The organism is Cupriavidus phytorum, assembly GCF_003254285.1.
Taxonomy (GTDB): domain Bacteria; phylum Pseudomonadota; class Gammaproteobacteria; order Burkholderiales; family Burkholderiaceae; genus Cupriavidus; species Cupriavidus phytorum.
Genome location: NZ_QKZN01000010.1, coordinates 130,514 through 156,180 on the forward strand (window position 1 = coordinate 130,514; position 25,667 = coordinate 156,180).

A 25,667-nucleotide genomic window follows, 5' to 3' on the forward strand; every position below is an offset into this window, starting at 1 on the left:
CGCGGACCACGATTCTTTCCAGCAGCACAACCCGCGTCAGGAGCGAGCAATATGACCATGGCAGCGCCTCCCGCAATCCTTGCCAGCCACACGCGCAAGGCCATCGCCGCGCTGGCGCTGGCCGGCCTGGCGCTGGCCGGCTGCTCGACCTCCGCCACCGCCCCCGCGGCCCAGGACGCGGCCGCACAGTCCGCGCAGGCCCCGGCAACGGCGCTGCCGTCGTGGCGCGACGGCGCGACGCGGCAGGCGCTGCTGAAGTTCGTCGCCGACGTGACGCGACCGGGCTCGCCAGGCTTCGTGCCGCCCGACGAGCGCGTGGCCGTGTTCGACAACGACGGCACGCTGTGGAGCGAGCAGCCGCTGTACTTCCAGTTCTTCTTCCTGCTCGACCAGATCCGCGCCGCGTCGCCGCAGCACCCGGAGTGGCGCAACAACCCGGCCTTCAAGGCGCTGATGGCCAACGACATGCAGGGCCTGATGCGCAACGAGAAGCAGCTGGCCACGCTGATCGCCAGGGCCAACAGCGGCATGACCGTCGACGAGTACGACCGCACCATCCGCGACTGGCTGGCAAAGTCCCGGCATCCCAAATTCAACCGGCCTTACACCGAACTGGTGTACCAGCCGCAGCTGGAACTGCTGTCCTACCTGCGCGCCAATGGCTTCAAGACCTACATTGTCTCGGGCGGCACCATCGACTTCATGCGGCCGTGGAGCCAGGCCATCTACGGCATCCCGCCCGAACAGGTGATCGGCTCCTCGCAGGCGGTGCGCTACCAGGTGCGCGACGGCAAGCCGGTGCTGGTGCGCGACCCCAAGCTGGACTTCATCGATGACGGGCCGGGCAAGCCGGTCGGCATCTACCGCCATATCGGCCGCCGGCCCATCCTTGCCGTGGGCAACTCCGACGGCGACCTGCAGATGCTGGAGTACACCACGGGCGGCGAAGGCCCGCGCCTGGGAGTACTGGTGCATCACGACGATGCCGAGCGCGAGTTCGCCTATGACCGCCAGTCCAAGGTGGGCAAGCTCGACAAGGCCCTTGATGCGGCCCGCGTCAAGGGCTGGACGGTGGTCAGCATGAAGCGGGACTGGCAGCAGGTCTATCCGGCCGGCAAGCCATGACCACACGTATCAGCGGCAAACCAGCGGCAAACCGACCGTAACGGGTCAATGAACGGAGGCGGGACATGCACAGAGTTGAAGAACGCATAGTCAGAGGGCGGAGGTCCAGGCTGGCGCTGCTGGCCGTGGCCGCCGTGGTGGTCGCGGTGACAGGCTGCGACAAGAAGGAAACCGCGCCAAAGGCGCAGCAGCCGGCGGCGCAGGCGCCCGCCGCGACGCCGGCACCGAGCGCGGCCGCACCGGTACCGGCCCGCGAGAATCCGCCAGTGGCGACCAGCGCGCCGGTTGCCGCGGCCTCCGCGCCCGCGCTGGCGGCACCGGCCGCCTCGGGCAAGAAGCCGAACATCCTGGTGATCTTTGGCGATGACATCGGCCAGACCAACATCAGCGCCTACAGCCATGGCGTGGTGGGTTACCGCACCCCGAACATCGACCGCATTGCCCAGGAGGGCATGCTGTTTACCGACTACTACGGCGAGAACAGCTGCACCGCCGGCCGCTCCACCTTCATCACCGGTGAAGTCGGGCTGCGCACGGGCCTGCTGAAGGTCGGCATCCCGGGCGCGCCGGTGGGCCTGCAGGCGCAGAACGTGACCATTGCCCAGGCGCTCAAGCCGCTGGGCTATGCCACCGGCCAGTTCGGCAAGAACCACCTGGGCGACCGCAACGAGTACCTGCCCACCGCGCACGGCTTCGACGAGTTCTTCGGCAACCTCTATCACCTGAACGCGGAGGAGGAGCCGGAGCGCCCGTACTATCCGAAGAACGACGAGGCCTGGGTCAAGGCCAACGCGCCGCGCGGCGTGATCCACTCCTTTGCCGACGGCAAGGTCCAGGACACCGGCCCGCTGAACCGCAAGCGCATGGAGACCATCGACGACGAGACCACGGCGGCGGCGATCGGCTTCATCGACAAGCAGGTGAAGGCCGACAAGCCCTTCTTCGTATGGATGAACACCACCCGCATGCACGTGTTCACCCACGTGCGCGAGTCGATGCGGGGGCAGAGCGGCATGCCCGGCAACGAGTACGCCGACGGCATGATCGAGCACGACGGCCACGTCGGCAAGCTGCTCAAGGCGCTCGACGACCTGAAGATTGCCGACAACACCATCGTGATCTACAGCACCGACAACGGCCCCAACCAGTTCAGCTGGCCGGATGCCGCGACCACGCCGTTCCGCAGCGAGAAGGACACCAACTGGGAAGGCGCGTTCCGGGTGCCGGCGATCATCCGCTGGCCGGGCCGGATCAAGCCCAACACGGTGTCCACCACGATGATCTCCGGGCTCGACTGGTTCCCGACGCTGCTGGCCGCGGCCGGTGATACCGATATCAAGGAGCGCCTGCTCAAGGGCACCAGCATCGGCGGCAAATCGTTCAAGGTGCATCTGGATGGCTACAACTTCCTGCCCTACCTGACCGGGCAGACCAATACCGGGCCGCGCCAGGACTTCTTCTACTTCAACGATGACGGCCAGCTGGTGGCGATGCGCCACAACGACTGGAAGTTCGTGTTCTGCGAACAGCGCCAGCCTGGTGGCTTCCAGGTCTGGGCCAATCCGTTCACCTGCCTGCGGGTGCCCAAGGCATTCAACCTGCGCATGGACCCCTATGAGCGGGCCGATACGGTTTCGGACCAGTACTACGACTGGACCGCGAAGAACGCCTACATGATCGGTTATGCGTCCTCGCGGGTGGCGCCGTTCCTGCAGACGTTCAAGGACTACCCGCCCAGCCAGCGGCCGGCGAGTTTCACCATCGACCAGATGACCGAGGCGGTGATGTCGTCGATCGACAGGGGCGCGGCCGGCGGCAAGTAGCCTCCGGCGTGACCGGCCAGCCGGCTTCCACTGCAAAGGCCGGCTGGCCCATTCCACAGGGATCGCACCATGGTAGAAGCGCGCGCCGGCGCAGGCTCCGGCAAGGATAAGGTGCGGCATGCGACGGCCACCAGCGGGCAGGGCGCCCGGGCCGCCGCGCAGGCGGGGCAGGACAAGCTGGCGTGGCATGACGCCGCGCTGGTGCCTGCCCTGCTGCTTTTTGCCTCGGGCACCGCGGGGCTGGTGTTCCAGGTGCTGTGGATCCGGCAGCTCGCGCTGGTGGTGGGCGTCGAGGTACACGCCGTCACCACCGCCGTGAGCGCATTCTTCGGTGGCCTGGCACTGGGCGGCTGGGTCTTCGGCCGCATCGCCGACCGCCATGGTGAGCCGCTCCGGCTTTATGCCTGGCTGGAAATCGCGGTGCTGGCGCTGGGCATCGGCGCGACGCTGGCCCTGGCGCAGGCCGCCGCGCCGTTTGCCTGGCTGGAAAGCCGTGTGGGCCTGCTGGCGTGGGCGTTGCCGTTCGTGCTGGTGATCCTGCCGGCGGCCGCGATGGGCGGCACGCTGCCGGTGCTGATGCGCGTGCTGGGCTCGCGCCCGGGCCGCGTTGGCACCCACGGTGGCAGGCTCTACGCCGCCAACACCGCCGGCGCGATCGCCGGCACGCTGCTGGCGGGCTTTGTGCTGGTGCCCGGGCTTGGCGTCCTCGGCAGCGCCATCGCGGCGGGCCTGCTCAACGGCGTCGCGGCGCTGGCGGCGTGGCTGCTGGCACGGCGGGCACCGCGCCCGTCCGCTCCCGCCAGCGCCCACGCAGCGCACGATGCCGCTCCGGCCGGCGATGTCGCCAACGGCCGGCTCGCGCTGCTGCTGTATGCCGCCGCCGGCGGCATCGCGCTGGGCTACGAGGTGGTCTGGTCACAGGCCATCGTGCAGTTCCTCAGCACGCGCACCTTTGCCTTCACCGTGGTGCTGGCCACCTACCTCGCCGGGCTCGCCATCGGCAGCGCGCTGGCCGCGCGCCATGCCGACCGCGTGCGCGACCCGTGGGGCGCCTTCGGGCTGCTGGTGGCGGCGGCAGGGCTGATGGCCTTGCTCGAATTCGTGCTGCTGGGTGAATGGCTGCTGCGCGCACAGGGCAGCCTGTCGGCGTGGGTGCAGGGCCTGACCGCGAGTCCGCTGCTGGCGGCGTGCGCGCGCTTTGCTCTGGCGGCGCTGACGGTGGTGTTCGTGCCGACGCTGCTGCTGGGCGCGGCGTTTCCGTTCGTGCTGCGCGTCAGTGTCGACAGCCGGCGCATCGGCGCGGGCGTGGGCAGCGTGATCGCGCTCAACACGCTCGGCGGCATCGCCGGCACGGCACTGGCCGGCTTCGTGCTGGTGCCGTACCTGGGACTGGTGCGGACGCTGTCGCTGCTGGCGGTCGCCGCGGCGGTGGTCGGCGTGGTGGCGGTGGCGCTGGGCAGCGGGGTGCGGCCGGCGGCGCGCTGGGCGGTGCCGATGCTGGGCGTGCTGGCGGTGATCGCCGCCGCGCTGGCACCGCCGGACCGCCTCGCCACGCTGCTGGCGCGGGCTCGCGGCGGCGAACTGGTGTTCTACGAGGAAGGGCGCGGCGCCACCGTGGCGGTGGTCGAGCAGGCCTCGGCCACCAACCGCTTCCGCCGACTCTATATCCAGGGCGTGTCCAATTCCGGCGATGCCATGACCTCGCAGCGCTATATGCGGCTGCAGGCGCTGCTGCCGTTGATCGTGCACAACGGTACGCCGAAGTCGGCGCTGGTGATCGGGCTCGGCACCGGCATCACGGCGGGCGCGACGCTGGCGTGGCGGGGGCTGGAGCGGCGCGTGGTGGCGGAGCTGCTGCCGCCGGTCGCGCGCGCGGTGCCCAGCTTCAAGGGGAATTTCGGCGTCGCCACCGACCCGCGCGTGGAGATCCGGCTGCGCGACGGCCGACGCGAGCTGCTGCAGAGCCCGCAGCGCTACGACCTGGTCACGCTGGAACCGCCGCCGCCGTCGGCCGCCGGCGTCGCCAACCTGTATTCGACCGATTTTTACCGGCTCGCAGCGGCGCGGCTGCAAGCCGGCGGGCTGGTGGCGCAGTGGCTGCCGCTGCCGACGCAGAACGACGCCGATACACGCATGCTGGTGCGCAGCTTCCTCGATGTGTTCCCGCACGCCACGCTGTGGACCACCGAGCTGCACGAGATGCTGCTGGTCGGTTCGATGTCGCCGCTGGCGCTGGATGTGGCGCAGGTCCGCGCGCGCTTTGCGCAACCCGAGGTCGCCGCGGCCTTGCAGGCGGTGGGCGTGCGCTCGGCGGCGGCGCTGCTGGCTACCTGGGTCACCGACCGCGCCGGGCTGGACTGGTATGCGGCCGATGCCCCGGCCGTGACCGATGACCGCCCGCGCATCGAATATGCCGGGTGGGTCCGCCCCGACGCCTTCCCGGAATCGCTGTCGAGGCTGCTGTCGCTGCAAAGCGAACCGCCGCTGGCGGGCGCCGACGATGCCTTCTGGCGCGAGCTGCGCCACGAGCGCGAGATCCTGCACACGTTCTACCGCGCCGGCCTCGACGCCTACCGCGGCGACCGCGAGGCGTGGGCCAGCCATATCACACAGGCCATGCGCGCCGATCCCGACAATCCCTACTACGCCTGGTTCGTCGGCGGCCAGGCCCGCCGCGCCCCGGCCGCACCAGAGACTCCGGAAAACGCCCCAAGGAACGCCCCATGAGCACACGCGACGACGTCCTGTCCCTGCAGCAGCGCATGGGCGAATCGATCGTGGGCCAGCAGCGCATGATCGAGCGCCTGCTGCTGGGCCTGCTGGCGGACGGCCACCTGCTGGTCGAAGGCCTGCCGGGGCTGGCCAAGACCCGCGCCATCAAGATGCTGGCGCGCAACCTCGATGCGCGGCTGTCGCGGATCCAGTTCACGCCGGACCTGCTGCCCGCGGACATTACCGGGTCGGAGATCTACTTCACCGAAGGCGGCAAGGGCGAGTTCCGCTTCCAGCCCGGCCCGGTGTTCGCCAACCTGGTGCTGGCCGACGAGGTCAACCGCTCGCCGGCCAAGGTCCAGGCGGCGCTGCTGGAGGCGATGGAAGAGCGCCAGGTCACCGTCGGCGGCACCACCCACAAGCTCGAGCCGCTGTTCCTGGTGATGGCGACGCAGAACCCGATCGAGCAGGAGGGCACCTACGCGCTGCCCGAGGCGCAGATGGACCGCTTCCTGATGCATGTCAGCGTGGGCTATCCCGAAGCGCAGGCCGAGGCCGACATCGTCAGGCTGGCGCGCGCGGAAGAGGCGGGCGGCGCGGCGGCTGGCGCGAGCGCTCCGGTGCGGCTCGCGCCCGAGGCCATCTTCGCCGCGCGTGCGGCCATCCATGGCATCCATGTCAGCGAGGCGGTGGAGCGCTACATTGTCGCGCTGGTGCAGGCCACGCGCGCGCCCAAGCTTGTCGACGACGATCTCGACAAGTGGATCCAGGTGGGCGTGAGCCCACGCGGCTCGATCGGGCTGGACAAGGTGGCGCGCGCGCATGCGTGGCTGCACGGGCGCGACTTCGTCACGCCCGAGGACGTGCAGGCCGTGGTCGGCGATGTGTTTCGCCACCGGCTGATCCTGTCGTACGAGGCGCATGCCGCCGGCGTCGGCGCCGATGCCGTGATCGAGCGCCTGGTGCAGCAGGTGGCGGTGGCCTGAACCAGCGCGAGGGCCTGTCATGCGCCTGCCATTCCGCGCCATCGCCCGCGCCGCCCCGGCGGCGGCGCACCCGCCGTCTTCGCAGGCGGTGGCCGGTGTCAGCGTGGATGCCGCGGCGCTCGCCCGGCTCGAGGTGGCGGCGCGCGACTTCCATTTCCTGCCGCGCCAGCCGGTGCACAGCGTGCTGGCCGGGCGCCATGCCTCGCGCGTGCGCGGGCGCGGTCTGACCTTTGAGGAATTGCGCCTGTACCTGCCCGGCGACGATCTCCGCAGCATGGACTGGCGCGTGACCGCGCGCACCGGCCAGCCGCATGTGCGCGTCTACACCGAGGAAAAGGACCGACCGGTGCTGCTGGTGGTGGACCAGCGCATCAACATGTTCTTCGGCAGCCGGCGCGCGATGAAATCGGTCAGCGCGGCCGAGGCGGCGGCACTGGCCGCGTGGCGCGTGCTCGCCGAAGGTGACCGCGTCGGCGGCGTGGTGCTGGGCGACGACCGCATCGAGGCGTTTGCGCCGCGCCGCAGCCGCGACGCCGTGCAGCAGCTGCTGGGCGGCATCGCGCGCTTCAACCAGGCCCTGCGCGCCGATGCGCCGGCGCGCCGCGCCGCGGGGCAGCTCAACGCGGCATTGGAGCGCACCGCGCGCATGGCGCGCCACGACTGCCTGGTGATCGTCGTCAGCGATTTCGACGGCCACGACAGCCGCACCCGCGACCTGATGCTGGCACTGGCCACGCACAACGATGTGCTGACCATCCTGGTCCACGACCCGTTCCTCGGCGCGCTGCCGGGCTCGGGGCAGCTGGTGGTCAGCGATGGCGAGCTGCAGGTCGAGCTGGGCTTCGGCCATGCCGCCACGCGGCGCGGCATCGCGGAGTTTGCCGATGCCCGCGCCAGGACGCTGCTGGACTGGCACCATGCCATGGGCGTGCCGCTGCTGCCGCTGTCCGCTGCCGAGGAGACCGCGCCGCAGTTGCGCCGGCTGCTGGGCCGGCCGCTGCAGCAGGCGCCGGTGCGGCAACGCGCGGGGGCCGCGCGATGAGCCTGACGCACAGCGCCGCCCCGGCGACCCTGGCAACGCTGGCCGACCTCGCCGTGCCGCCGCCGCCGTCGTGGATGCCGCAGACCATCGGCTGGCCGATCGCCGGCGGCGTGCTGCTGCTGGCGCTGGCCTGGGCCGGCTGGCGCGCGTGGCGGCGCTACCGCGCCAACCGCTACCGGCGCGAGGCGCTGGCGGAACTGGCGGCGCTGCCGCAGGACCCCGACCCCGCGCACCGCGCCGCCGCCTTGCGCGCAATGGCGGCGCTGCTCAAGCGCACCGCGCTGGCGGCGTGGCCGCGCGCGCAGGTGGCCAGCCTGGCCGGCGCCGGCTGGGCCGAATTCCTGCGGGCGCATGCGGGCCGGGCCGGGGATGTCGCGCCGCAGCTGGCGGCCCTGGTGCAAGACGCCGAGTACCGCGGCGACGCCGCGCTGGCGCAATGGCCCGACGCCGAGGTGCGCGCCGTGGCCGCGGCATGCCGGCGCTGGATCGCGGAGCACCATGTACCAGTTTGAATATCCGTGGCTGTTCGCGCTGCTGCCGCTGCCCTTGCTGCTGTGGTGGTGGCTGCCGCCGTACCGCGAGGAAAGCCCGTCGGTGCGGCTGCCGTTCTTTGGCGAGGTTGCCAGTGCCGCCGGGCTGACGCCGGCGGCCGGCGCCGTGGTGCCGCGCCGCAACCGGCTGCAATGGGTGCTGGCGCCGCTGGCGTGGGTGCTGGTGGTGACCGCGCTGGCGCGGCCGCAGTACCTCGAGGCGCCGGTGCAGAAGGTGCAGCCCGCGCGCGACCTGCTGCTGGCGCTGGACCTGTCGCAGTCGATGGACACGCGCGACTTCCGCGATCCGTCCGGGGCGCTGATTCCGCGCGTGCAGGCGGTGCGGCAGGTGGTCGGCAACTTCGTGGCGCGGCGCCCGGGCGACCGCATCGGCCTGGTGGTGTTCGGCGATGCGCCGTACCCGCTGGCGCCGTTTACGCTGGACCACCAGCTGGTGCAGGCGCTGCTGGCCGACCTGGTACCCGGCATGGCCGGACCGAGCACGGCGCTGGGCGATGCCATCGGCCTCGGCATCAAGCTGTTCGGGCACAGCGAAGCGCCGGAGCGCGTGATGATCGTGCTCACCGACGGCAACGACACCGCCAGCCGGATGCCACCCGAGCGCGCCGGCGGCATCGCGCGCGAACGCAAGGTGGTGGTGCATACCATCGGCATCGGCGACCCCAACGCCGCAGGCGAGCAGAAAGTCGACCTCGACGTGCTGCAGCGGCTGGCGGCGCAGACCGGCGGGCGCTACTTCTTTGGCGCCGACCAGGCCGGCCTGGAGAGCATCTACGCGACCCTCGACCGGATCACGCCGCATGACCAGAAGACGCTGTCGTGGCGGCCGCGGCGCGAGCTTTTCATGTGGCCGCTGGGCGCGGCGCTGGCATTGGTACTGGCGTACCAGTTGCTGATGTTCGGCTATTCGGCGTGGGTCGCGCGGCCGCGGCGACGCCGTGCCGATGGGGCAGAAGCGACGGAAGTCGCGGAAGTGGTGGAAGTGGCGGGCGCGATGGCGGATGCCGCCGGGAGCGGGCGCTGATGCCGGCCTGGCTCGACCCGCTCGCCCACTTCCATTTCCTGCGCCCGTGGTGGCTGCTGGGGCTGCTGCCGGCCGCGCTGCTGGTGTGGGCGGTGCGGCGCCGCGGCGACGTGCGGCGCCGCTGGCGCGACACCATCGCGCCGCACCTGCTCGACGCGCTGATGCTCGGCGAACGCCGCCGCCTGGCGCTGCGCCCGGTGCACCTGACCGCGCTGCTGCTGGCGCTGGGCACGGTGGCGCTGGCTGGCCCGAGCTGGCGCCAGGAACGCCCGCCGTTCCTCGACGACAAGGCACCGCTGGCGATCGCCGTGGACCTGTCGCCGAGCATGGACGCGGTCGACGTCACGCCGACGCGGCTGGAGCGGGCCAAGCTCAAGATCAAGGCGCTGCTGGCGCGCCGCGACGGCGGCCGCACCGCCCTCTACGCCTATGCCGGCTCGACCCACCTGGTGCTGCCGCTGACCGACGACGCCAGCCTGCTGCAGACCTTCGCCGACGCGCTGCAGACCCGCATCATGCCGGTGCCCGGGCGCGACATGGCGCAGGCGCTGCGCGTGATCGACGCCGACCTGAAGCGCGAGCCGGTGCCGGGCACCATCCTGTTCCTGACCGACGGCGTCGACCCCGCCGCCGCGGCGGCATTCCGCGCCCAGGCCGCCAGCGGCCGCAGCCAGCCGGTGGTGCTGGCGCTGGGCACCGAGCAGGGCGGGCCGCTGCGCAATGCCGCCGGCGGCTTCGTCGAGCAGGACGGCGCGCGCGTGTTTGCGCGGCTGGACGTGAAAGCGCTGGAGCGCTTCGGCGATGACAGCGGCGTGCCGGTGGCGACCTTTACGCCCGACAGCGACGACGACGTGGCCTGGGTGCAGCGCCACGTGCAGTCGCATCTCGAGCAGATGCAGGCGGGCGACCGTACCCGCTGGAAGGACGAGGGGTGGTGGCTGGTGCCGCCGCTCGCGCTGCTGGCGGTGCTGTGGTTCCGCAAGGGCTGGACCGTGCGCTGGAGTGCGGGCTTGTTGTTGGCGCTGGCGCTTGGCGCACCGCCCGAGGCGCGCGCGCAGGCATCCGCGCCAGCCGCGCAAGCCAGTGCGCTACGCCCATGGCGCTTCGTCGACCTGTGGCTGACGCACGACCAGCAAGGCCGGCGCGCCTTCGAGCAGGGCGACTTTGCCCGCGCAGCGACGCTGTTCGACGACCCGATGTGGCGCGGCATCGCAGAGTATCGCGCCGGCCAGTACGCGCAGGCGGTGCAGAGCTTCGCGCGCGTCGATTCCGCGCAGGCCGACTACAACCAGGGCAATGCGCTGGCGCGGCAGGGCCAGTACCAGCAGGCCGCCGCGCGCTACCGCCAGGCGCTGAAGCGACAGCCGCAGTGGCCAGAGGCAGCCGCCAACCTGGCGCTGATGGAAAAGCTGCTGGCGCAGCAGTTGCCGCAGGAAAAGCCGGATCCCGACGACGGCGAAGAGCCGCCCGACCTGCCGCCGGACCAGGTCAAGTACGACGCCGCGAAGCCGTCGGCGCCGGGCGGCAAGTCGCTGCAGGTGGTGCTGGCGCAGGACGCCGAGATGTGGATGCGCGCGATCCAGACCACGCCGACCGACCTGCTGCAGCGCAAGTTCGCGCTGCAGCACGGGCAGGCGGCGCCGGCGCAGGGCGCGCGATGAGGCGCCACGCCATGCCGCCGCGCGCGTGGCAGCGCTGCGCTGCGCCGCTGGTGCTTTGGCTGGCGGCGTGGCTGTGGCCCTGGCTGGCACAGGCGGCCGCCGGGCCCATCGTGCGCGTCCAGGTGGGCGCGCGCCAGCCGGTGCTGGTGGGCCAGCAGGTCGGCATCGACGTCACCATCCTCGCGCCCAACTATTTCCTGTCGGCACCGGAGTTTCCGACGCTCCAGGTGCCGGGCGCGGTGGTCACTCTGCCGGATACGCGCGCGGTGAATTCCACCGAGACCATCGACGGCGTGGCCTATGCGGGCATCCGCAAGACCTACGCCTTCACTGCCGAGCAGGATGGCGAGTTCCGGCTGCCGGCCGCAACCATCCGGGTGACCTACGCCGGCGACGACGGCGCGCCGCGCGAGGGCAGCGTCACCTTGCCGGTCACCACGATCCGGGCCGGCACCGGTGGCAGCAGCACCGCGGCGGCGGGCGCCGCCGCCGGCCGGCGCTTGCTGCCGGTGGCGCGGCTCAGCGTGACGCAGACGCTGGATCACAAGCCCGACCACGGCGTGGTGCGGCTGCATGCGGGCGATGCGCTGGTGCGCACCGTCACCACCTTTGCGCCGCAGACCCAGGCGATGATGATCGTGCCGCCGCATGCCGCGTCGCCGCGCGGCGTGCGCCTGTTCCGCGCGGATGCGCGGCTGTCCGACCAGGCCCAGGCGGCGCCGGAACCGGGCGGCACGCGCGTCGATACGCTGACCTATGTGTTCGAGCGGCCCGGCACCTATACGCTGCCGGCGGTCACGGTGGACTGGGTCGATCCCGCCACGCGCCGGCCCGACAGATCCGAAGCGCCGGCGGTGAAGGTCGAGGTGGCCGCCGCGCGCAACGGCGGGGCGCTGGCGCCGGGCGGGCCGTCGGCCGGCGCGCTGACGGACGCGGGCGGCCTGCCGTGGCGCACGCTGCTGTGGGCCGCAGGCGCGCTGCTCGGCGCCGCCGTGCTGGCGCTGCTGTGGCGGCGGCTGCGGCCGCGCCTGGCGCGCCTGCGGCAACGCCGTGCCGGGCGCCGGCGTGCCCGCGCCGAGAGCGCCGATGCGCGGCTGACGGCCACGTTGCAGGCGTGCCGCGCGGGCGATGCGGCCGCCGCCAGCCAGGCGCTGGGCGGCTGGACCCGCGCCGCCCACGGCACCACGCCCGCGGCCTGGGCCGAAGCCGCCGGTGACGCCGCGCTGGCCGATGCCGTGACCGGCCTGCAACGCCATCTCTACGGGGCGGTGCCGGTCCCGTCTGCCTGGGACGGCAACCCGCTGGCCCAGGCGCTGGGCCGGCACGCCAGGCCTGCGCCAGTGCGTCGGCGCCGTGCCGAGCCGGCGCTGCCACCGCTCAATCCCTGACCCGCCGCTCCCCACCAACCAACCCGCGCCCCCATGACCTGTACCGTTGATGCCTTTGCCGCCAACCCGTTGCTGGTGCTGTTCATCACCGTCGGACTCGGCTACTTCGTCGGCAAGGCGCGGGTCGGACCGATCCAGCTGGGGGGCGTGTGCGGCACGCTGATCGTCGCGCTGTTCATGGGACAGACCGGCTGCCAGATGCATGGCGAGCTGAAGGACCTGGCCTTTGCCCTGTTCATCTTCGCCATGGGCTATTCCGGCGGGCCGCAGTTCTTTGCCAACCTGAACCGCTCGAGCCTGCGCTATATGGTGCTGCCGGTGGTGGAGGCGGTGGTGGTGCTGGCGATCGCGCTCGCCGCGGCGGCCTGGCTGGGCTTCGATCCGGGCACCGCGGCCGGGCTGGCCGCCGGCGCCGCGACCGAGTCGGCGGTGGTGGGCACCGCCGCCGAAGCGCTCAAGCACCTGGGCCTGGATGCCGCCACCGTGGGTCGCTACGAAGCCAATATCGCCACCGCGTATACGCTGACCTACCTGGTCGGGCTGATCAGCATCGTCTTCTTCACGAGCCAGATCGCGCCGGCACTGCTCGGCATCGACCTGCGCCAGGCCGCGCGCGAGGTCGCGGCGCGCATGGAGGCGGCCTCCGACGACGACGTCGCCACCCAGCCGGCGCTGCCGCGACTGATCGGGCGCGCCTACTCGGTGCACCAGGCCGCCGGCATGACGGTCAGCCAGCTGCAGCACCAGGTCGGCGGCCGGGCCTCGGTGGTCAAGGTGCTGCGCGGCGGGGCCAGCATCGAGCTGGCCGATGACGACGCCGTGCAGGCCGGCGATATCCTCGCCATGGTCGGCATCCGCAGCAACCTCCTGAAGGCCGCCGCGCTGACCGGCCCGGAAGTGCTGCTGCCCGAGGCGCACACCGATGCCATCCAGCTGGTGGAAAAGCGGGTAGTGGTGAACAAGCGCCGGGTCAACGGCAAGACCCTCGGCGAGCTGGCGCGCCTGGCCGATCCGCGGCGGCTGCGCGAGGTCTGGGTGCTGGAAGTGCGGCGCTCGGGGCTGTCGCTGCCGATCACGCGCTCGACGCCGCTGCAGCTGGGCGACGTGATCACCATCGTCGGCCTGGAGCCGTCGCTGTCCGAGGCCATCGCTGGCATCGGCGTGGAGGCCAAGGCCTCCGAGGTCACCGACCTGGTGTTCCTGTGCGTCGGCATCCTGGCCGGCCTGCTGGTGGGCACGCTGAGCGTGAACCTGGGCGGCATGCACATCTCGCTGGGCAGCGGCGGCGGGGCGCTGCTGAGCGGGCTGGTGTTCGGCTGGGCCCAGTCGCGCAAGCCGTCGCTCGGCACCTTTCCGGCGTCAGCGGTGCAGATCCTGAAGGACCTCGGGCTGGCGGTGTTCGTCGCCTGCGTCGGGCTGTCGGCCGGGCCGGATGCGATCGCGCTGATCCGCGAGCATGGCGCGGTGCTGCCGCTGATCGGGCTGGCGGTGTCGCTGGGGCCGGCGTGCCTGTCCTTGTGGATCGGGCACAAGCTGCTCCGGATCGAAGGCCCGCTGCTGGTCGGCGCGATCGCCGGGCAGCACGTCAGCACCCCGGCGATCAGCGCGATCCTGGCCGCCAGCCAGAGTTCGGTGCCGCTGCTGGGCTACACCATCACCTATGCCATCGCCAACGTGCTGCTGCCGGTGCTGGGGCCGATCATTATCTCGCTGGCCTACCGCTTCGCCTGAGTGCCGGGTGCCCGATGGTGCCCGAGGGTGCCTGAGGGTGCCTGAGCGGCCATTTCTTTGCCGTTCGCGCCGCGCCGTCCTACAACTGAAGTGTGGGGCGGAGGGCACCGTGCCGCACCCGCCAAGGACAAGGAGGAGCAATATGTGCCGCTGGCTGGCTTATTCGGGCAGATCCGTTGCATTGGAAACGGTGCTGTTCCAGCCGGAACACTCGCTGATCGACCAGAGCCTGAATTCCCGGCTCGGCCATACCACCACCAACGGCGACGGCTTCGGCGTCGGCTGGTACGGGCGCCATGCCGAGGTGCCGTTCCGCTACCGCTGCCTGCATCCGGCGTGGAGCGACACCAACCTGCGCGAGACCGCCCGGGCGGTGCGCGCGCCGATGTTCGTCGCGCACGTGCGCGCCGCCACCGGCACGCCGACGCAGGAAACCAACTGCCATCCGTTCCGCTTCGGCCGCTGGCTGTTCGTCCACAACGGCCTGATCCGCGACTATCCGCTGGTGCGGCGCGACCTGATGATGGCGGTGGCGCCGCATCTGTTCCGCTGGATCGAGGGCTCGACCGATTCCGAGGTGATGTTCTTCCTGGCGCTGACCTTCGGCCTGGAACGCGACCCGGTCGGTGCGCTGGAGCAGATGGCCGGGCTGATCGAGGACGTCGGCCAGCGCCACGACGTGCAGTTCCCGCTCAACATGACGGTGTGCGTGACCGACGGCCGGCAGATCGTGGCGGTGCGCTATTCGAGCGAGACCAACTCGCGCTCGCTGTTCCACAGCACCTCGTTCCGGCAGCTGCGCGAGCTCTATCCAGACGACCCGCGCATCGCCGCCGCGGGCGACGACGCCTTCCTGGTGCTGTCGGAGCCGCTGATCGACGTGCAGGGCGTGTGGGAGGAGATACCCGAGGGCACCATCCTGGTGGCGCGGGGCGGCGAGATCGACCGCCACCGCTTCGTGCCGCGCTTGCCCAGCCCGCCGCCATTGCACGCGGCGCAGGGCAACGGGGCCGCGGGTTGAGGGGCGGGCCGAGGGCACGGGCACAGCGGCACCACGCAAGCCTCAGGGGCACGCCAGCGCAGCGGCGGCATACAGCAGCAGCGCCACCAGCACCACCACGGTAAAGCCGGCGTGGATCGCCAGCAGCGTGGCCAGCACGGCCGCCACCACCGAGGCGCAGGCGTTGATGCCCCAGGCCCACGGCACCAGCTTGTGGTCGCGCGCGGCAAGCCCGGACAGGCCGAGCGGGAACGGCATCCCCATCAGGAAGGCCAGCGGCGCGATCAGCGCCACCGCAATGGCGACCCGGGCGGGATCGGGCCAGGCGATCAGCAGCGGGAACACCACGGGCAGCGTCACCAGGTAGAGCAGCGCCACGGCGCACACGCCGCCGATCGCCAGCGCCACCTGACGCCGGCCGCGCCCGGGCCCGGGGCGCGCGGGAAGGCGCGGCGCGAATCGGCTGCCCAGCCCGGCGAAGCACAGGAACGCGCACAGCACCACCGCCACGGCATAGAGCGGATGGCTCAGGAACAGGATGAATTTCTGGATAAAGGCGATCTCGACGAACATGAAGCCAAGGCCGACCGCGACGAAGTAGAAGCCGGTGCGCGCGGCCGGCACCGGTGACGCTGGCGCGCGCCGCCGCAGCACCCGCAGCGGCACGCCGATCAGCAGCAGCGCCGCGGCGATGGCCTGCAGCAGCGTCGCCACCAGCACCGGATAGCCCCAGTCCAGCAAGGGCAGCCCGCCCTGCGCCTTCAGCGAGATCAGCTCCGGCAGCGTGCGCCATTTGAAGAAGTGGAAGAAGTAGGGCCGGTCGTCGGTGGCGGGGCGCACGTCGAACTTGTAGCGCGACAGGAAAAGCTCGCGCCCGGGGTCGAGCAGTGCCTGCGCGGCGGCATAGAAGTGCGGCTGGTCGAGCACGTTGTAGCGGTTGGCCGCGCCGGGCCGGATGCCGGGATGGTATTCGACGTCGAACGAGCGGGCACGGCCGAACTCGAGCAGCGCGTCGATTTCCGCGGGCTGGAAATCGCCTTGCTTGACCACCAGCGTGGCCGTCTTCCAGCCGCGCAGCAGCACCAGCCGGCGCGACGGGTCGGGCACGCCTGCGCGCGTCATCGCTGCCACCGCGGTGGCGAACAGTTTGGGGATATCGCGCGGCGGCAGCGAGACCCAGCGCGTGATCGCCAGCAGGCCGCCGGGCCGCAGGTGGCGCAGGTAGGCCTCGAACGCTTCCACGGTATAGAGGTAGCTTTCGGAGAGCGCGTACAGGCCCGCCGACGAAGTGCTGAAGGAATCCAGCAGCGCCACCTGGATCAGGTCGTAGCGCTGCCGGCTGGCCGCCAGGAAGCCGCGCGCCTCGCCCACATGCACCTGCACCCCGGCCGCGCTGTACGGCTTGCCTGAGAACGCGCCGAAGCGGTCCTGCACCAGCCCGATCACCTGCGGGTTCAGCTCGACGGCATCGACCGCGCTGGCGCCGTGGTAAAGCGCCTGCAGCACGTCGGCGCCGGCACCGCTGCCCAGCACCAGCACGCGCGGCGCCCGCAGCAGGTGATATGGCAGCGCGGAGGTCAGGTCGCCCAGGTAGGCCAGCGGCTCGCGCCGGCCGTCATGGCGGTTGAGCGCGCTCAGGCCGTCGCCGTCGGTAAACACGGCCAGTTGCGGCGGCGGTTCCGCGGTGGCATTCAGGCTGAGCCCAGGCGCATGGCGCAGCGGGATCGACGGACTCTCGACCACCGTGACCTGGCCGAGGGGACTCGAGCGTTGCGCCACCACGCGCGCGCCGGCGACGCGCAGCGCCTGGCTCAGCTCCTTGTACTCCGACGGCCGCAATGCCATCCAGCTGCCGGGGATGGCCGCCGGCACGGCTGCCATCGCCAGCAGCAGCGCCGGCAGCCAGGGGCGATTGGAGCGGTAGGAGCGGCATTCGAAGCAGGCCAGCGCCGCGGCCGCCATGCCCGCCATGCTGACCAGGCGCAGGGCATCGACCGGAGCCAGCACGAACAGCGCGGCGATGATGCCCAAGCTGCCCAGCCCGGCGCCAAGGATATCGAAGCTGTAGAGCCGGGGCACCTGCAGCGGGAAGCGCGCAAAGCTCAAACACACGCTGGTGGCCGCGCACAGGAAGGGCACGAACAGCAGCAGGTAGATCGCCACCAGGCGCAGCGGCTGCGTGGGCTCCCACAGGATTTCCAGCGGGTTGAAGCCGACCCGCTGCGCAAGCTCGAAGCAGACCAGGGCGCTGATGCCGAACAGCAGCGCGCCGCCGGCAAACACCGGCACGAAATGCCGCACCAGCACCGGCTGCGCCAGTGCCACCAGCGCCCCCGCGGCGCCGTAGCCGAGCAGGGCCACGCTGATCATCATGTAGGCGAAGTGATGCCACAGGATGATCGAAAGCAGCCGCATCAGCAGGATTTCGTAGCCCAGCGCGGCGGCGGACAGCAAGGCCAGGGCGAACAGCGGCGGGCGTGGCATCGCGTTCATCGCGTGAGGCGGCCGGCCCGGGTGCCGCGCCTCAGTGCTTGCCGACCAGCGGCACGAAGCGCACCGGCAGGATCTGCCGGGTGCTGACGCTGCCGTCAGCGGACTTTTCCACCAGCAGCAGGTACTGCGTCAGGAACTGCGCGCCCACCGGGATCACCATGCGCCCGCCCGGCTTGAGCTGGCGGATCAGCGGCGGCGGCACGTGGCTGGCCGCGGCGGTGACGACGATGGCGTCATAGGGCGCGTGCTCGTCCCAGCCGTAGTAGCCGTCGCCCACCTTGCACGCCACCTGCCGGTAGGCCAGCCGCTTCAGGCGCTCGCACGCCTGGCGCCCGAGCGGCTCGATGATCTCGATGGTGTAGACCGCGCGCGCCAGGTGGCTCAGCACCGCGGCCTGGTAGCCGGAGCCGGTGCCGATCTCGAGCACGCTGTCGCCCGGCTGGACCCGCAGCAGGTCGGTCATCAGCGCCACGATATACGGCTGCGAAATGGTCTGGCCATGGCCGATCGGCAATGGCCGGTTCTCGTAGGCGTGCGGCTTCTGCGGGTCCGGTACGAACTCATGGCGGGGCACCTGGCCCATCACGGCCATCACGCCCGGGGCGATGCCGTGGCTGCGGTTGGGCACGCCGGCGCCGGCGTCGATCGCGGCAATCTCGCTGACCATCTCCGCGCGCTGCTTCTGCCGTGCGTCGTCGGCGCGGCACAGCCCGGCCGATGCCATGGCGGCAACGGCGAGCGAGGCGAGAAGGACGATAGAGGGATGGCGGGCGGACGGCTGCACGATGGGACTCCCGGGGAGCCTACCGTCATCGTAGGTCATCGGCTGCGCAGGCGCCGGCAAGTGGCAAACGAGGCGCTTGCCGGCCCTCCCGGCCACGGGCTGGCTAGCCCGCGATCAGCTTGAGGCCGGCCGGCAGCGCCTCGCCGAATACCCGTCCCTCGTCGGCGGCGTCGAGTTCGACCACCTCGCGCACCATCGCGATCCAGCCCGGCGGCGCGCTGGCGGCTTCCAGCCGGCGCACCACGTCCGCGCGCAGCGCGTCGGGCAGGTCGCGGGTGCGGTCGCCGGTCATGCGTGCGATCTGCACCGCGGCGAACGCGGCCGGCTCGACCTTTTTCCAGTCGAGCGCCAGGATGGCGTCCAGCCACTGGCCAGCGGTATCGGCCGGCACCACGCTGTGCGCGCTGCCGTAGAACGGCATGCGCGCGCCGATCCGGCCCACCGCCCACCAGCCCTGGTTGTTCTCGGACGGCTTGCGCAGCCGGGTCAGCAGCCAGCCGGCCAGCTCGGTCTTGGCGTCGACGGGCAGGCGCTCGAGCGAGCCGGCCAGCCGCACCATGTCGGCATAGCCGCCCCGGGCGGGCCCGGCCGGTTTCTTGAAGTGCGCGCTGCCTGGTGGCTGCAGGTAGAAGGCCATGTCTTCCAGCAGGCGCAGCTGCGCGCTTTCGTCCAGCCCGCCGGCGGCGCGCCGCCACAGCGTCCACCATTCCGACCAGTTCTGGCTTTCGTTGACGTACTGGATGCCCTGGTCGTACTGCGACCACAGCTGCGTGACGCGCCATTCGTCGAGCGGATAGCCGAAGCCGGGGCGCACGCAATAGCCCGCCAGGTTCAGCCACAGGCGCTCATGGTCGGCGGTGCGGCGGCGGCGCCTGGCGCGCTCCCACAAGGCGCCGAACAGCTCGCGCAGCAATGCGCTGTCCCACTGCTCGCGCGCGCCCAGGATCTGCTCCAGCTGCGCGCGCAGGCGCTTGACTTCCTTCGGCCCGACCTCCTGCGAACGCGCGCCGAAGGTGCGGTCGATCAGTTCCAAAGCCTGCGGCAGCGATGGGTGGGCCGTTGGCGCCGCGGGTGCCGCGGCGGCATCGTTGCCGCGCAGCTGGAACTCCAGGCGCCAGCGCTGCGCGGCATCGCCGGTATTGATGCAGTGGACTTCGAGCGTGCCGACCTCGGTCAGCGACGTGGTGATCTGCACCGGCGTTTCGCGCGGGCCGCCGGCGCCGCGTGTCGGCACCACGGTGGCGATCGGCGGCAGGCGCACGAAGTCGCCGCCGGACAGGTCGGTCAGCGCGCCGGGCTGGTAGGGCGTCTCGGCCACCGATGACACCAGGTGGAACTGCACCGGGTGCCCCAGCCGCAAGGCGAAAGTGCGGTCGCTGAGGTGGATCTCGTGGCCTTCCTCGGTGCCGCGCGGCAGCAGGCAGATGCCTTGCTGGCCGGCGGCGCCATCGTCGAGCACCAGGAAATAGCTGCGCGCCGAGCCGCCGCCGATGCGCGGCGCCTGGCCGGCGCGCGCGCGCGCATACGCGACCGCGCCGCGGGCCACGGCAATGTCGGGGTCGGCGTTGTGCAGCACCTGCAGCGGCGTGCCGCGCCAGCCGCCCAGCGTGTCGGCGATGCGCTCCGCCAGCGCCTGCGCGCGGAACACGCCGCCGTTGAGCAGCAGCGTGTCCGGCACCGGCAGGGCATCGTCCGGCGCGTCCTCCATGCCGAGCGCGGCGCGGGCCTGCGCCGCATGCTGGCCGAGGAAGGCGGCGACGTGGCGGGTCACGGCGGGATCGGCGGCATAGGGCAGGCCGAACTCGACGATGGCGCCGCGCGCGCGCCGCGGCCGTTCGCTGGCCGGCACGTTGGGGAAGAAGCCGTCGACCACCAGCCGCTCGACTTCCTGCCGCGTCAACTGCACCGAGCGCGCGCCGCCGACCAGCCGGGAGCCCGCGCCCAGCAGCGTCACGTTGACGGCATCGGGCGCGTCCGCGCCCAGCAGTTGTTCCTTGGCGGCGCGGCAGCGCGCCACCAGCTGCGACAGGCTCGCGGCCGACAGGCGCGGCTGCGCCGGCGCGCCTTCGCCCAGGCGCGCTTCGACCTGGTGCGCCAGCCCCAGGTCCATGTTGTCGCCGCCGAGCATCAGGTGGTTGCCCACCCCGATGCGTGTCAGCTGCGTCTGCCCGTCCTGCATTGCCACGCGGATCAGCGTAAGGTCGGTGGTGCCGCCGCCGACGTCGCAGATCAGCACCAGCCGGGTTTGCGCAAGGTCCTGCTCCAGCGTCTGGCGATGGTGGAACAGCCAGTCGTAGAGCGCGGCCTGCGGCTCTTCCAGCAGGCGCAACGCGGGCAGGCCCGCCAGGCGCGCGGCTTCGAGCGTCAGCGCGCGCGCGCCCTCGTCGAACGACGCCGGCACGGTCAGCACCACGTCCTGCTGTTCGAGCGGCGCGTCGGGGAAGCGGTGGTTCCAGGCGGCGCAGACATAGCCGAGATAGCTCGCGCTGGCGACCACCGGTGAAATCTTGTCGAGATCCTCCTCGCCGCCCCAGGGCAGGATCGGCGCGGTGCGGTCGACCGAGGCATGCGACAGCCAGCTCTTGGCGCTGGCCACCAGCCGGCCCGGCACCTGCGCGCCCAGCGTCGCCGCGAGGCGGCCGAACACGGTGCGGCGCGCGGCCGCGCTGGCGGCCGATTGCCAGGGCAGCTGCAGGTCATCGCCGTTGAGCTCGCCCGGCGCCGCGTGGTAGCGCACCGACGGCAGCAGGGGGCGGGCCGCGACCTCGCCCGGCGCGACCAGCTGGTCGATGTCGAGCACGCGGATATCGTCGGAGCCGGCCCGGGCGTAGGCCACCACCGTGTTGCTGGTGCCGAGGTCGATGCCGACGATGTATTGCTTCATCGACTGCTTCATCGCCGCTGCCGCGGCTTCAGGCATCGGCGTTGCCGCGCACGTCGAATTGCACCTTCCAGCGTTCGCCGCTGGCGCGCGGCACGGCCTCGAGTTCGAGCGTGCCGGCCTCGGTCACGCGCGCATGCAGCCTCACCGGCACCACTTCGCCGGCGGTGCGGCCTTCGGCGGGCAGGGTCGCCTGGATCTCTTCCAGCTCCTGCAGTTCCTCCGGCCCCCAGAAGTCGAGCAGGGTGCCGACCTGGTCCTGGCGCCGCACCGACGAGCCGAAGAAGCGGAAGTGCACCGGCTCACCGACCACCAGGCCGAATTCCTGCGGCGGCAGCTCGGCCTCGGTGCCTTCTTCCATGCCGAACGGGGCCACGCACAGCGCCTGGATCGGCGGTTCGAAGCCCGGCACCGCGGGCATCGACGATTCCACCGCGACGTAGTAGGCGCGCGCGGTGCCGCCGCGGATGCGCACGCCCTTGCCGCGCCGCACGTAGCCGTAATAGGCCGCGCCGCGCGCCACCGCCAGGTCCAGCTCGGCGCCGTCGAGCAGGCGCGCCGGCGCCGCGCCCTCGGCAGCGAGCCAGCCGTTGAGCGTCTGCAGGATGCGCTCGACCAGCAGGCCCGACTTGAACACGCCACCGTTGAACAGCACGGCGGTGGGGCGCAGGAAGCTGGCACCTTCCGGCTGCGTGGCCTGCAGGCCTTCGATCTCGGCCAGCGCGCCCGCTTGCCGGCCCAGGAACGCGGCCAGGTGGCGCGTGATGGCCGCATCCTGCGCGTAGGGCAGGCCCAGCTGCGTCAGGCCGGCGCGGGCCCGGGTGACCGGGCGCGCCGCGGCGTCGACTTGCGGGAAGAACCCTTCGAGAATGGTCTGGGTCAGTTCGGCGCGGGTCAGCTCGGTGCGGATCGAGCCGCCGATCAGCTTCGAACCGCGGCTGGGCACGACCAGCGGCACGGCATCGGTGGCCGGGTCGGTCAGCAGCGTTTCCTTGGCCGCGCGGCAGGCGTAGGTCAGCGCGCGCAGCTGCCACGGATCGGCCTGCGTGCCCTGCGCCGCCAGCTTGCGCGCCACCACGTGGGCCAGCGCCAGGTCCATGTTGTCGCCGCCCAGCAGGATGTGGTCGCCGACCGCGATGCGATGCAACTCAAGGTTGCCGTCGCGCTCGATCACGGCGATCAGCGACAGGTCGGTGGTGCCGCCGCCGACATCGACCACCAGGATGATGTCGCCCACCCTGACCTGCTTGCGCCACTGGCCGGCGCTTTTCTGGATCCAGCTGTAGAGCGCGGCCTGCGGCTCCTCGAGCAGGGTCATGCGGGCATAGCCGGCCGCCGCGGCGGCTTCGGCGGTCAGTTCGCGCGCGGCAGGGTCGAACGATGCCGGGATCGTCACGGTGACGTCCTGCTCGCCGAACGGTGCGTCGGGATGGGCCTGGTCCCACGCTTCGCGCAGATGCGTCAGGTAGCGCACTGAGGCCTCCAGCGGCGATACGCGCGGCACCTCCGGCGGCGCGTCGGCCGGCAGGATCGCCGCGCGGCGGTCCACGCCGGGATGGCACAGCCAGCTCTTGGCGCTGGACACCAGCCGGATCGGCGTGCCCGCGCCGCGGCTGCGCGCCATCTCGCCGACCGCGAAGTCGCGCGCGGCGCTCCACGGCAGGTTCAGGTCGCCCGGGGCCAGTTCGCTTTCGTGCGGCAGGTACAGGAACGAGGGCAGCAGGTCGAGGTCCTCGACCGCGCCGGGCGCGGTCAGCTGCGCGATCGGCAGCACGCGCTGGCTGGTGTTCTCGCCATCGCTGGCAGCCAGGTCGACGTAGGAGACCGCGCTGTGGGTCGTGCCCAGGTCGATGCCGATGGCGTAGCGGGCCTCGCTCATAGCTCCACCTCGGCGGGGGCGATCACGCTGGCGTCGTGGCGCTCGGCCAGGCGCGGCAGGCGCACTTCCTCGACCTTCCAGCCGCGATGGCTGATGGCGCCATGGAACGGCGCGCTGCCGACCACGTTGCCGGTCAGGCGGATCGCGCTGGCATCGAAGCCGTCGGCCAGCGTCACGCGGCTGCCCTCGGCCTCTTCGCGCACCGGGCGGATGGTGAAATGCTCGCGCAGCACCGCGCGGCAGCCATCGTGCACCAGGCGCGCGGCGGCGCCGATCTCGGCGTCGGCATAGCGCGCGATGTCTTCCTCGACGAAGTCGACGAAGCGGGCGTCGCGCTGCAGCAGTCCGAGCAATTGCAGCGCGGCCACCGGGCTGGCTTCCTTCAGCGCGGGGGCGGGCTCGGCAACCGGCGCCGGGGCGGGTGCCGTCACCGGGGCCGGGGCGGCCTGCGCGGCGGGCTCGCCTGCGCGCAGGCGCTTGATGCCGGCGGCCAGCTCGCGGTTGCCAAGGATCGCGAAGAAGGTGCCCATGGCAAGCGAGAGCCTGCCAAAGAAAGAGAGGTTCGGGTCAGGCATGGATAACACTCCTCTGTGCGCGGATGCGAAGGACCGCTCAGGCGTCGCGCAGATAGGTGATCAACTGGTCCGCGCGGCTGGGATGCCGCAGCTTCTTCATCGCCTTGCTTTCGATCTGGCGGATGCGCTCGCGCGTAACGTCGAACTGCTTGCCGACTTCTTCCAGCGTGTAGTCGGTCGACATGTCGATGCCGAAGCGCATGCGCAGCACCTTGGCCTCGCGCGGCGAGAGTTCGTCGAGCATCTCGCGCACCACCGCGCGCAGGCCGGCCTGCAGCGCGGCATCGGCGGGCGTGGCGGTGTCCGAGTCGGCGATCATGTCGCCCAGGCTGGTGTCGCCGTCCTCGCCCACCGGGGTCTCCATCGACACCGGCTCCTTGGCGATCTTCATGATCGAGCGCACCTTGTCCTCGGTCATGTCGAGGCGCTCGGCCAGCACCGCCGGATCGGGTTCCTTGCCGGTCTGCTGCATGATCTCCCGCGACAGGCGGTTGAGCTTGTTGATCTGCTCGATCATGTGCACCGGCACGCGGATGGTGCGGGCCTGGTCGGCGATGGCGCGCGTGACCGCCTGGCGCACCCACCAGGTGGCGTAGGTGGAGAATTTCCAGCCGCGGCGGTATTCGAACTTGTCGACCGCCTTCATCAGGCCGATGTTGCCTTCCTGGATCAGGTCCAGGAACTGCATGCCGCGGTTGGTGTATTTCTTCGCGATCGAGATCACCAGGCGCAGGTTGGCCTGCGTCATCTCGTGCTTGGCCTGGCGCATCTGGCGCTCGGCCGCCAGCATCTTGCGGTTGACCGACTTCAGCTCGGCCAGCGACAGCGCCGCGCGGGACTGGATGTCGATCAGCTTCTGCTGGTGCGCTTCCAGGTCCGGCAGCGCACGCGCGACCGCGGCGCTGTAGGGGCGACCTTCGGCGGCCAGGCCCTGGCCCCAGGCCAGGTTGGTCTCGTTGCCGGGGAAGCGCGCGATGACATCCTCGCGCTCCATGCCGCAGCGCTCGACCAGCAGCTGCACCACCTGGCGCTCGATCGCGCGCACCTCGTCGACCATGCCCTGGACGTTGGCGCACAGGCGCTCGATGGTGCGGGCGGTAAAGCGGATGGTGCGCAGCTCTTCGCGCACCGCGTCGCGCGCGGCGGCAAAGGCCGGGGCGGCGGCGCGGCCGGCTTCGCTTTCGGCGCGCATGCGCTCGAACTGCTCGGCGACGCGCGCAAAGCGCTTCATGCATTCGTCGCGCAGGCGGGCCAGGTCGGCTTCGGCGCTTTGCTGGCCGCTGCTGCCTTCATCGGCGCTGTCGTCGTCGTCTTCGTCGGACTCGTCGGTGCTGTCGAGGCTGCTGTCGTCGGCGTCATCCGCGGCGGCGGCGGCCGGCTCGGCGATGGTCTCGTCGCTGAGACCGTCGACCACGTCGTCGATGCCGATCTCGTTGGCGGCGACCTTGGCCGACAGCTCGAGGATGGTGGCGACGGTGAACGGGCACGCCGAGATCGCGTGGACCATGTTGTTCAGGCCTTCCTCGATGCGCTTGGCGATCTCGACTTCCTGCTTGCGCGTCAGCAGCGTGGCCGAGCTCATTTCGCGCATGTACATGCGCACCGGGTCGGTGGTGCGGCCGAACTCGGAGTCGACCGTGGCCAGCGCGACCTCGGCTTCCTCTTCGGCCTGCTCGTCGGAGGCCACCACCGGGCCGTCGCTGAGCAGCAGGGTCTCGGCATCCGGGGTCTGCTCGTAGATCTTCACGCCCATCTCGGCGAAGGTGCCGACGATGCTTTCCATCGCGGCCGTATCCGTGAAGTTCTCGGGCAGGTGGTCGCTGATGTCCGCGTGGGTCAGGTAGCCGCGCTGCCTGCCCAGCTGGATCAGCGCGCGCAGCTGCTGGCTGCGCGCGGCGGCTTCGGCCGTCGGATCAGTGTGTGCCGCGGCCGGGCTGGCCTGGCCGTTGTCCTTGACTGCTGCTGCTCGTGTTTTGGCTGCCGTTCGTTGTGCGCCACTTGTCATTGACTGC

Annotated in this window: 17 protein-coding genes; 11 read left to right on the forward strand and 6 right to left on the reverse strand. The window is 71.5% G+C overall.

Annotation, left to right across the window (positions count from 1 at the left end):
- Positions 1 to 51 precede the first annotated feature (51 nt).
- The 11 genes from C7416_RS22890 (at position 52) to C7416_RS22940 (ending at position 15,064) form a co-directional block, all read left to right on the forward strand.
- Positions 52 to 1,125 (forward strand): HAD family hydrolase, encoded by a 1,074-nt coding sequence (locus tag C7416_RS22890; protein WP_111521048.1) that lies wholly within the window; start codon positions 52 to 54, stop codon positions 1,123 to 1,125.
- Positions 1,126 to 1,190: 65 nt separating this feature from the next.
- On the forward strand, positions 1,191 to 2,948 hold the full coding sequence (locus C7416_RS22895) for an arylsulfatase (RefSeq protein ID WP_111521049.1): 1,758 nt from the start codon (positions 1,191 to 1,193) through the stop codon (positions 2,946 to 2,948).
- A 69-nt stretch (positions 2,949 to 3,017) separates the two neighbouring features.
- Positions 3,018 to 5,675, forward strand: a complete 2,658-nt coding sequence (locus tag C7416_RS22900; protein WP_111521050.1) for a fused MFS/spermidine synthase — start codon at positions 3,018 to 3,020, stop codon at positions 5,673 to 5,675.
- A complete protein-coding gene (locus C7416_RS22905) occupies positions 5,672 to 6,646 on the forward strand; it encodes an AAA family ATPase (protein WP_111521051.1) in 975 nt (324 codons plus the stop codon). Before C7416_RS22900 ends, C7416_RS22905 begins: the two co-directional genes overlap by 4 nt.
- A 19-nt stretch (positions 6,647 to 6,665) precedes the next feature.
- Complete coding sequence (locus C7416_RS22910) at positions 6,666 to 7,688, forward strand: DUF58 domain-containing protein (protein ID WP_111521052.1); 1,023 nt, start codon at positions 6,666 to 6,668, stop codon at positions 7,686 to 7,688.
- Positions 7,685 to 8,200, forward strand: coding sequence for a DUF4381 domain-containing protein (locus tag C7416_RS22915; RefSeq protein WP_111521053.1), 516 nt, complete (start codon positions 7,685 to 7,687; stop codon positions 8,198 to 8,200). The genes C7416_RS22910 and C7416_RS22915 overlap by 4 nt, the downstream gene beginning before the upstream one ends.
- Positions 8,187 to 9,263, forward strand: a complete 1,077-nt coding sequence (locus C7416_RS22920; protein WP_111521054.1) for a vWA domain-containing protein — start codon at positions 8,187 to 8,189, stop codon at positions 9,261 to 9,263. Before C7416_RS22915 ends, C7416_RS22920 begins: the two co-directional genes overlap by 14 nt.
- Positions 9,263 to 10,924, forward strand: coding sequence for a VWA domain-containing protein (locus C7416_RS22925; RefSeq protein WP_111521055.1), 1,662 nt, complete (start codon positions 9,263 to 9,265; stop codon positions 10,922 to 10,924). Before C7416_RS22920 ends, C7416_RS22925 begins: the two co-directional genes overlap by 1 nt.
- Before the next feature lie 11 nt (positions 10,925 to 10,935).
- A complete protein-coding gene (locus tag C7416_RS22930) occupies positions 10,936 to 12,312 on the forward strand; it encodes a BatD family protein (protein WP_240988163.1) in 1,377 nt (458 codons plus the stop codon).
- Positions 12,313 to 12,345: 33 nt separating this feature from the next.
- Positions 12,346 to 14,043: an aspartate-alanine antiporter gene (gene aspT, locus C7416_RS22935; RefSeq protein WP_111521057.1), complete on the forward strand. Its 1,698-nt coding sequence runs from the start codon at positions 12,346 to 12,348 to the stop codon at positions 14,041 to 14,043.
- Positions 14,044 to 14,185: 142 nt separating this feature from the next.
- Complete coding sequence (locus C7416_RS22940) at positions 14,186 to 15,064, forward strand: class II glutamine amidotransferase (protein WP_111521058.1); 879 nt, start codon at positions 14,186 to 14,188, stop codon at positions 15,062 to 15,064.
- 42 nt (positions 15,065 to 15,106) lie between these two features.
- On the opposite strand, the gene C7416_RS22945 is transcribed toward C7416_RS22940, so the two are convergent.
- The 6 genes from C7416_RS22945 to rpoD all read right to left on the reverse strand — a co-directional run bounded on the left by C7416_RS22945 (position 15,107) and on the right by rpoD (position 25,660).
- A complete protein-coding gene (locus C7416_RS22945; protein WP_111521077.1) occupies positions 15,107 to 17,527 on the reverse strand; it encodes a spermine/spermidine synthase domain-containing protein in 2,421 nt (806 codons plus the stop codon).
- A gap of 40 nt (positions 17,528 to 17,567) precedes the next feature.
- The gene (locus C7416_RS22950) at positions 17,568 to 18,359 is read right to left on the reverse strand and encodes a protein-L-isoaspartate(D-aspartate) O-methyltransferase (RefSeq protein ID WP_111521059.1); all 792 of its coding nucleotides are present in this window, start codon (positions 18,357 to 18,359) and stop codon (positions 17,568 to 17,570) included.
- 64 nt (positions 18,360 to 18,423) lie between these two features.
- On the reverse strand, positions 18,424 to 21,204 hold the full coding sequence (locus tag C7416_RS22955) for an Hsp70 family protein (protein WP_111521078.1): 2,781 nt from the start codon (positions 21,202 to 21,204) through the stop codon (positions 18,424 to 18,426).
- A gap of 28 nt (positions 21,205 to 21,232) precedes the next feature.
- The gene (locus C7416_RS22960) at positions 21,233 to 23,080 is read right to left on the reverse strand and encodes an Hsp70 family protein (RefSeq protein WP_111521060.1); all 1,848 of its coding nucleotides are present in this window, start codon (positions 23,078 to 23,080) and stop codon (positions 21,233 to 21,235) included.
- Positions 23,077 to 23,655: a DUF2760 domain-containing protein gene (locus C7416_RS22965; RefSeq protein WP_111521061.1), complete on the reverse strand. Its 579-nt coding sequence runs from the start codon at positions 23,653 to 23,655 to the stop codon at positions 23,077 to 23,079. The genes C7416_RS22960 and C7416_RS22965 overlap by 4 nt, the downstream gene beginning before the upstream one ends.
- 37 nt (positions 23,656 to 23,692) lie before the next feature.
- Positions 23,693 to 25,660: an RNA polymerase sigma factor RpoD gene (gene rpoD, locus C7416_RS22970; RefSeq protein ID WP_111521062.1), complete on the reverse strand. Its 1,968-nt coding sequence runs from the start codon at positions 25,658 to 25,660 to the stop codon at positions 23,693 to 23,695.
- Positions 25,661 to 25,667: the final 7 nt, after the last annotated feature.

Bases quoted from the DNA above. Each gene is read 5' to 3' on its own strand.
- C7416_RS22940 (WP_111521058.1), top strand. From the start codon at position 14,186: ATGTGCCGCTGGCTGGCTTATTCGGGCAGATCCGTTGCATTGGAAACG.
- C7416_RS22905 (WP_111521051.1), top strand. From the start codon at position 5,672: ATGAGCACACGCGACGACGTCCTGTCCCTGCAGCAGCGCATGGGCGAA.
- C7416_RS22910 (WP_111521052.1), top strand. From the start codon at position 6,666: ATGCGCCTGCCATTCCGCGCCATCGCCCGCGCCGCCCCGGCGGCGGCG.
- C7416_RS22920 (WP_111521054.1), top strand. From the start codon at position 8,187: ATGTACCAGTTTGAATATCCGTGGCTGTTCGCGCTGCTGCCGCTGCCC.
- C7416_RS22955 (WP_111521078.1), bottom strand. From the start codon at position 21,204: ATGAAGCAATACATCGTCGGCATCGACCTCGGCACCAGCAACACGGTG.
- C7416_RS22945 (WP_111521077.1), bottom strand. From the start codon at position 17,527: ATGCCACGCCCGCCGCTGTTCGCCCTGGCCTTGCTGTCCGCCGCCGCG.
- C7416_RS22965 (WP_111521061.1), bottom strand. From the start codon at position 23,655: ATGCCTGACCCGAACCTCTCTTTCTTTGGCAGGCTCTCGCTTGCCATG.
- C7416_RS22900 (WP_111521050.1), top strand. From the start codon at position 3,018: ATGGTAGAAGCGCGCGCCGGCGCAGGCTCCGGCAAGGATAAGGTGCGG.
- rpoD (WP_111521062.1), bottom strand. From the start codon at position 25,660: ATGACAAGTGGCGCACAACGAACGGCAGCCAAAACACGAGCAGCAGCA.
- C7416_RS22915 (WP_111521053.1), top strand. From the start codon at position 7,685: ATGAGCCTGACGCACAGCGCCGCCCCGGCGACCCTGGCAACGCTGGCC.
- aspT (WP_111521057.1), top strand. From the start codon at position 12,346: ATGACCTGTACCGTTGATGCCTTTGCCGCCAACCCGTTGCTGGTGCTG.
- C7416_RS22890 (WP_111521048.1), top strand. From the start codon at position 52: ATGACCATGGCAGCGCCTCCCGCAATCCTTGCCAGCCACACGCGCAAG.
- C7416_RS22950 (WP_111521059.1), bottom strand. From the start codon at position 18,359: ATGACCTACGATGACGGTAGGCTCCCCGGGAGTCCCATCGTGCAGCCG.
- C7416_RS22925 (WP_111521055.1), top strand. From the start codon at position 9,263: ATGCCGGCCTGGCTCGACCCGCTCGCCCACTTCCATTTCCTGCGCCCG.
- C7416_RS22960 (WP_111521060.1), bottom strand. From the start codon at position 23,080: ATGAGCGAGGCCCGCTACGCCATCGGCATCGACCTGGGCACGACCCAC.
- C7416_RS22895 (WP_111521049.1), top strand. From the start codon at position 1,191: ATGCACAGAGTTGAAGAACGCATAGTCAGAGGGCGGAGGTCCAGGCTG.
- C7416_RS22930 (WP_240988163.1), top strand. From the start codon at position 10,936: ATGCCGCCGCGCGCGTGGCAGCGCTGCGCTGCGCCGCTGGTGCTTTGG.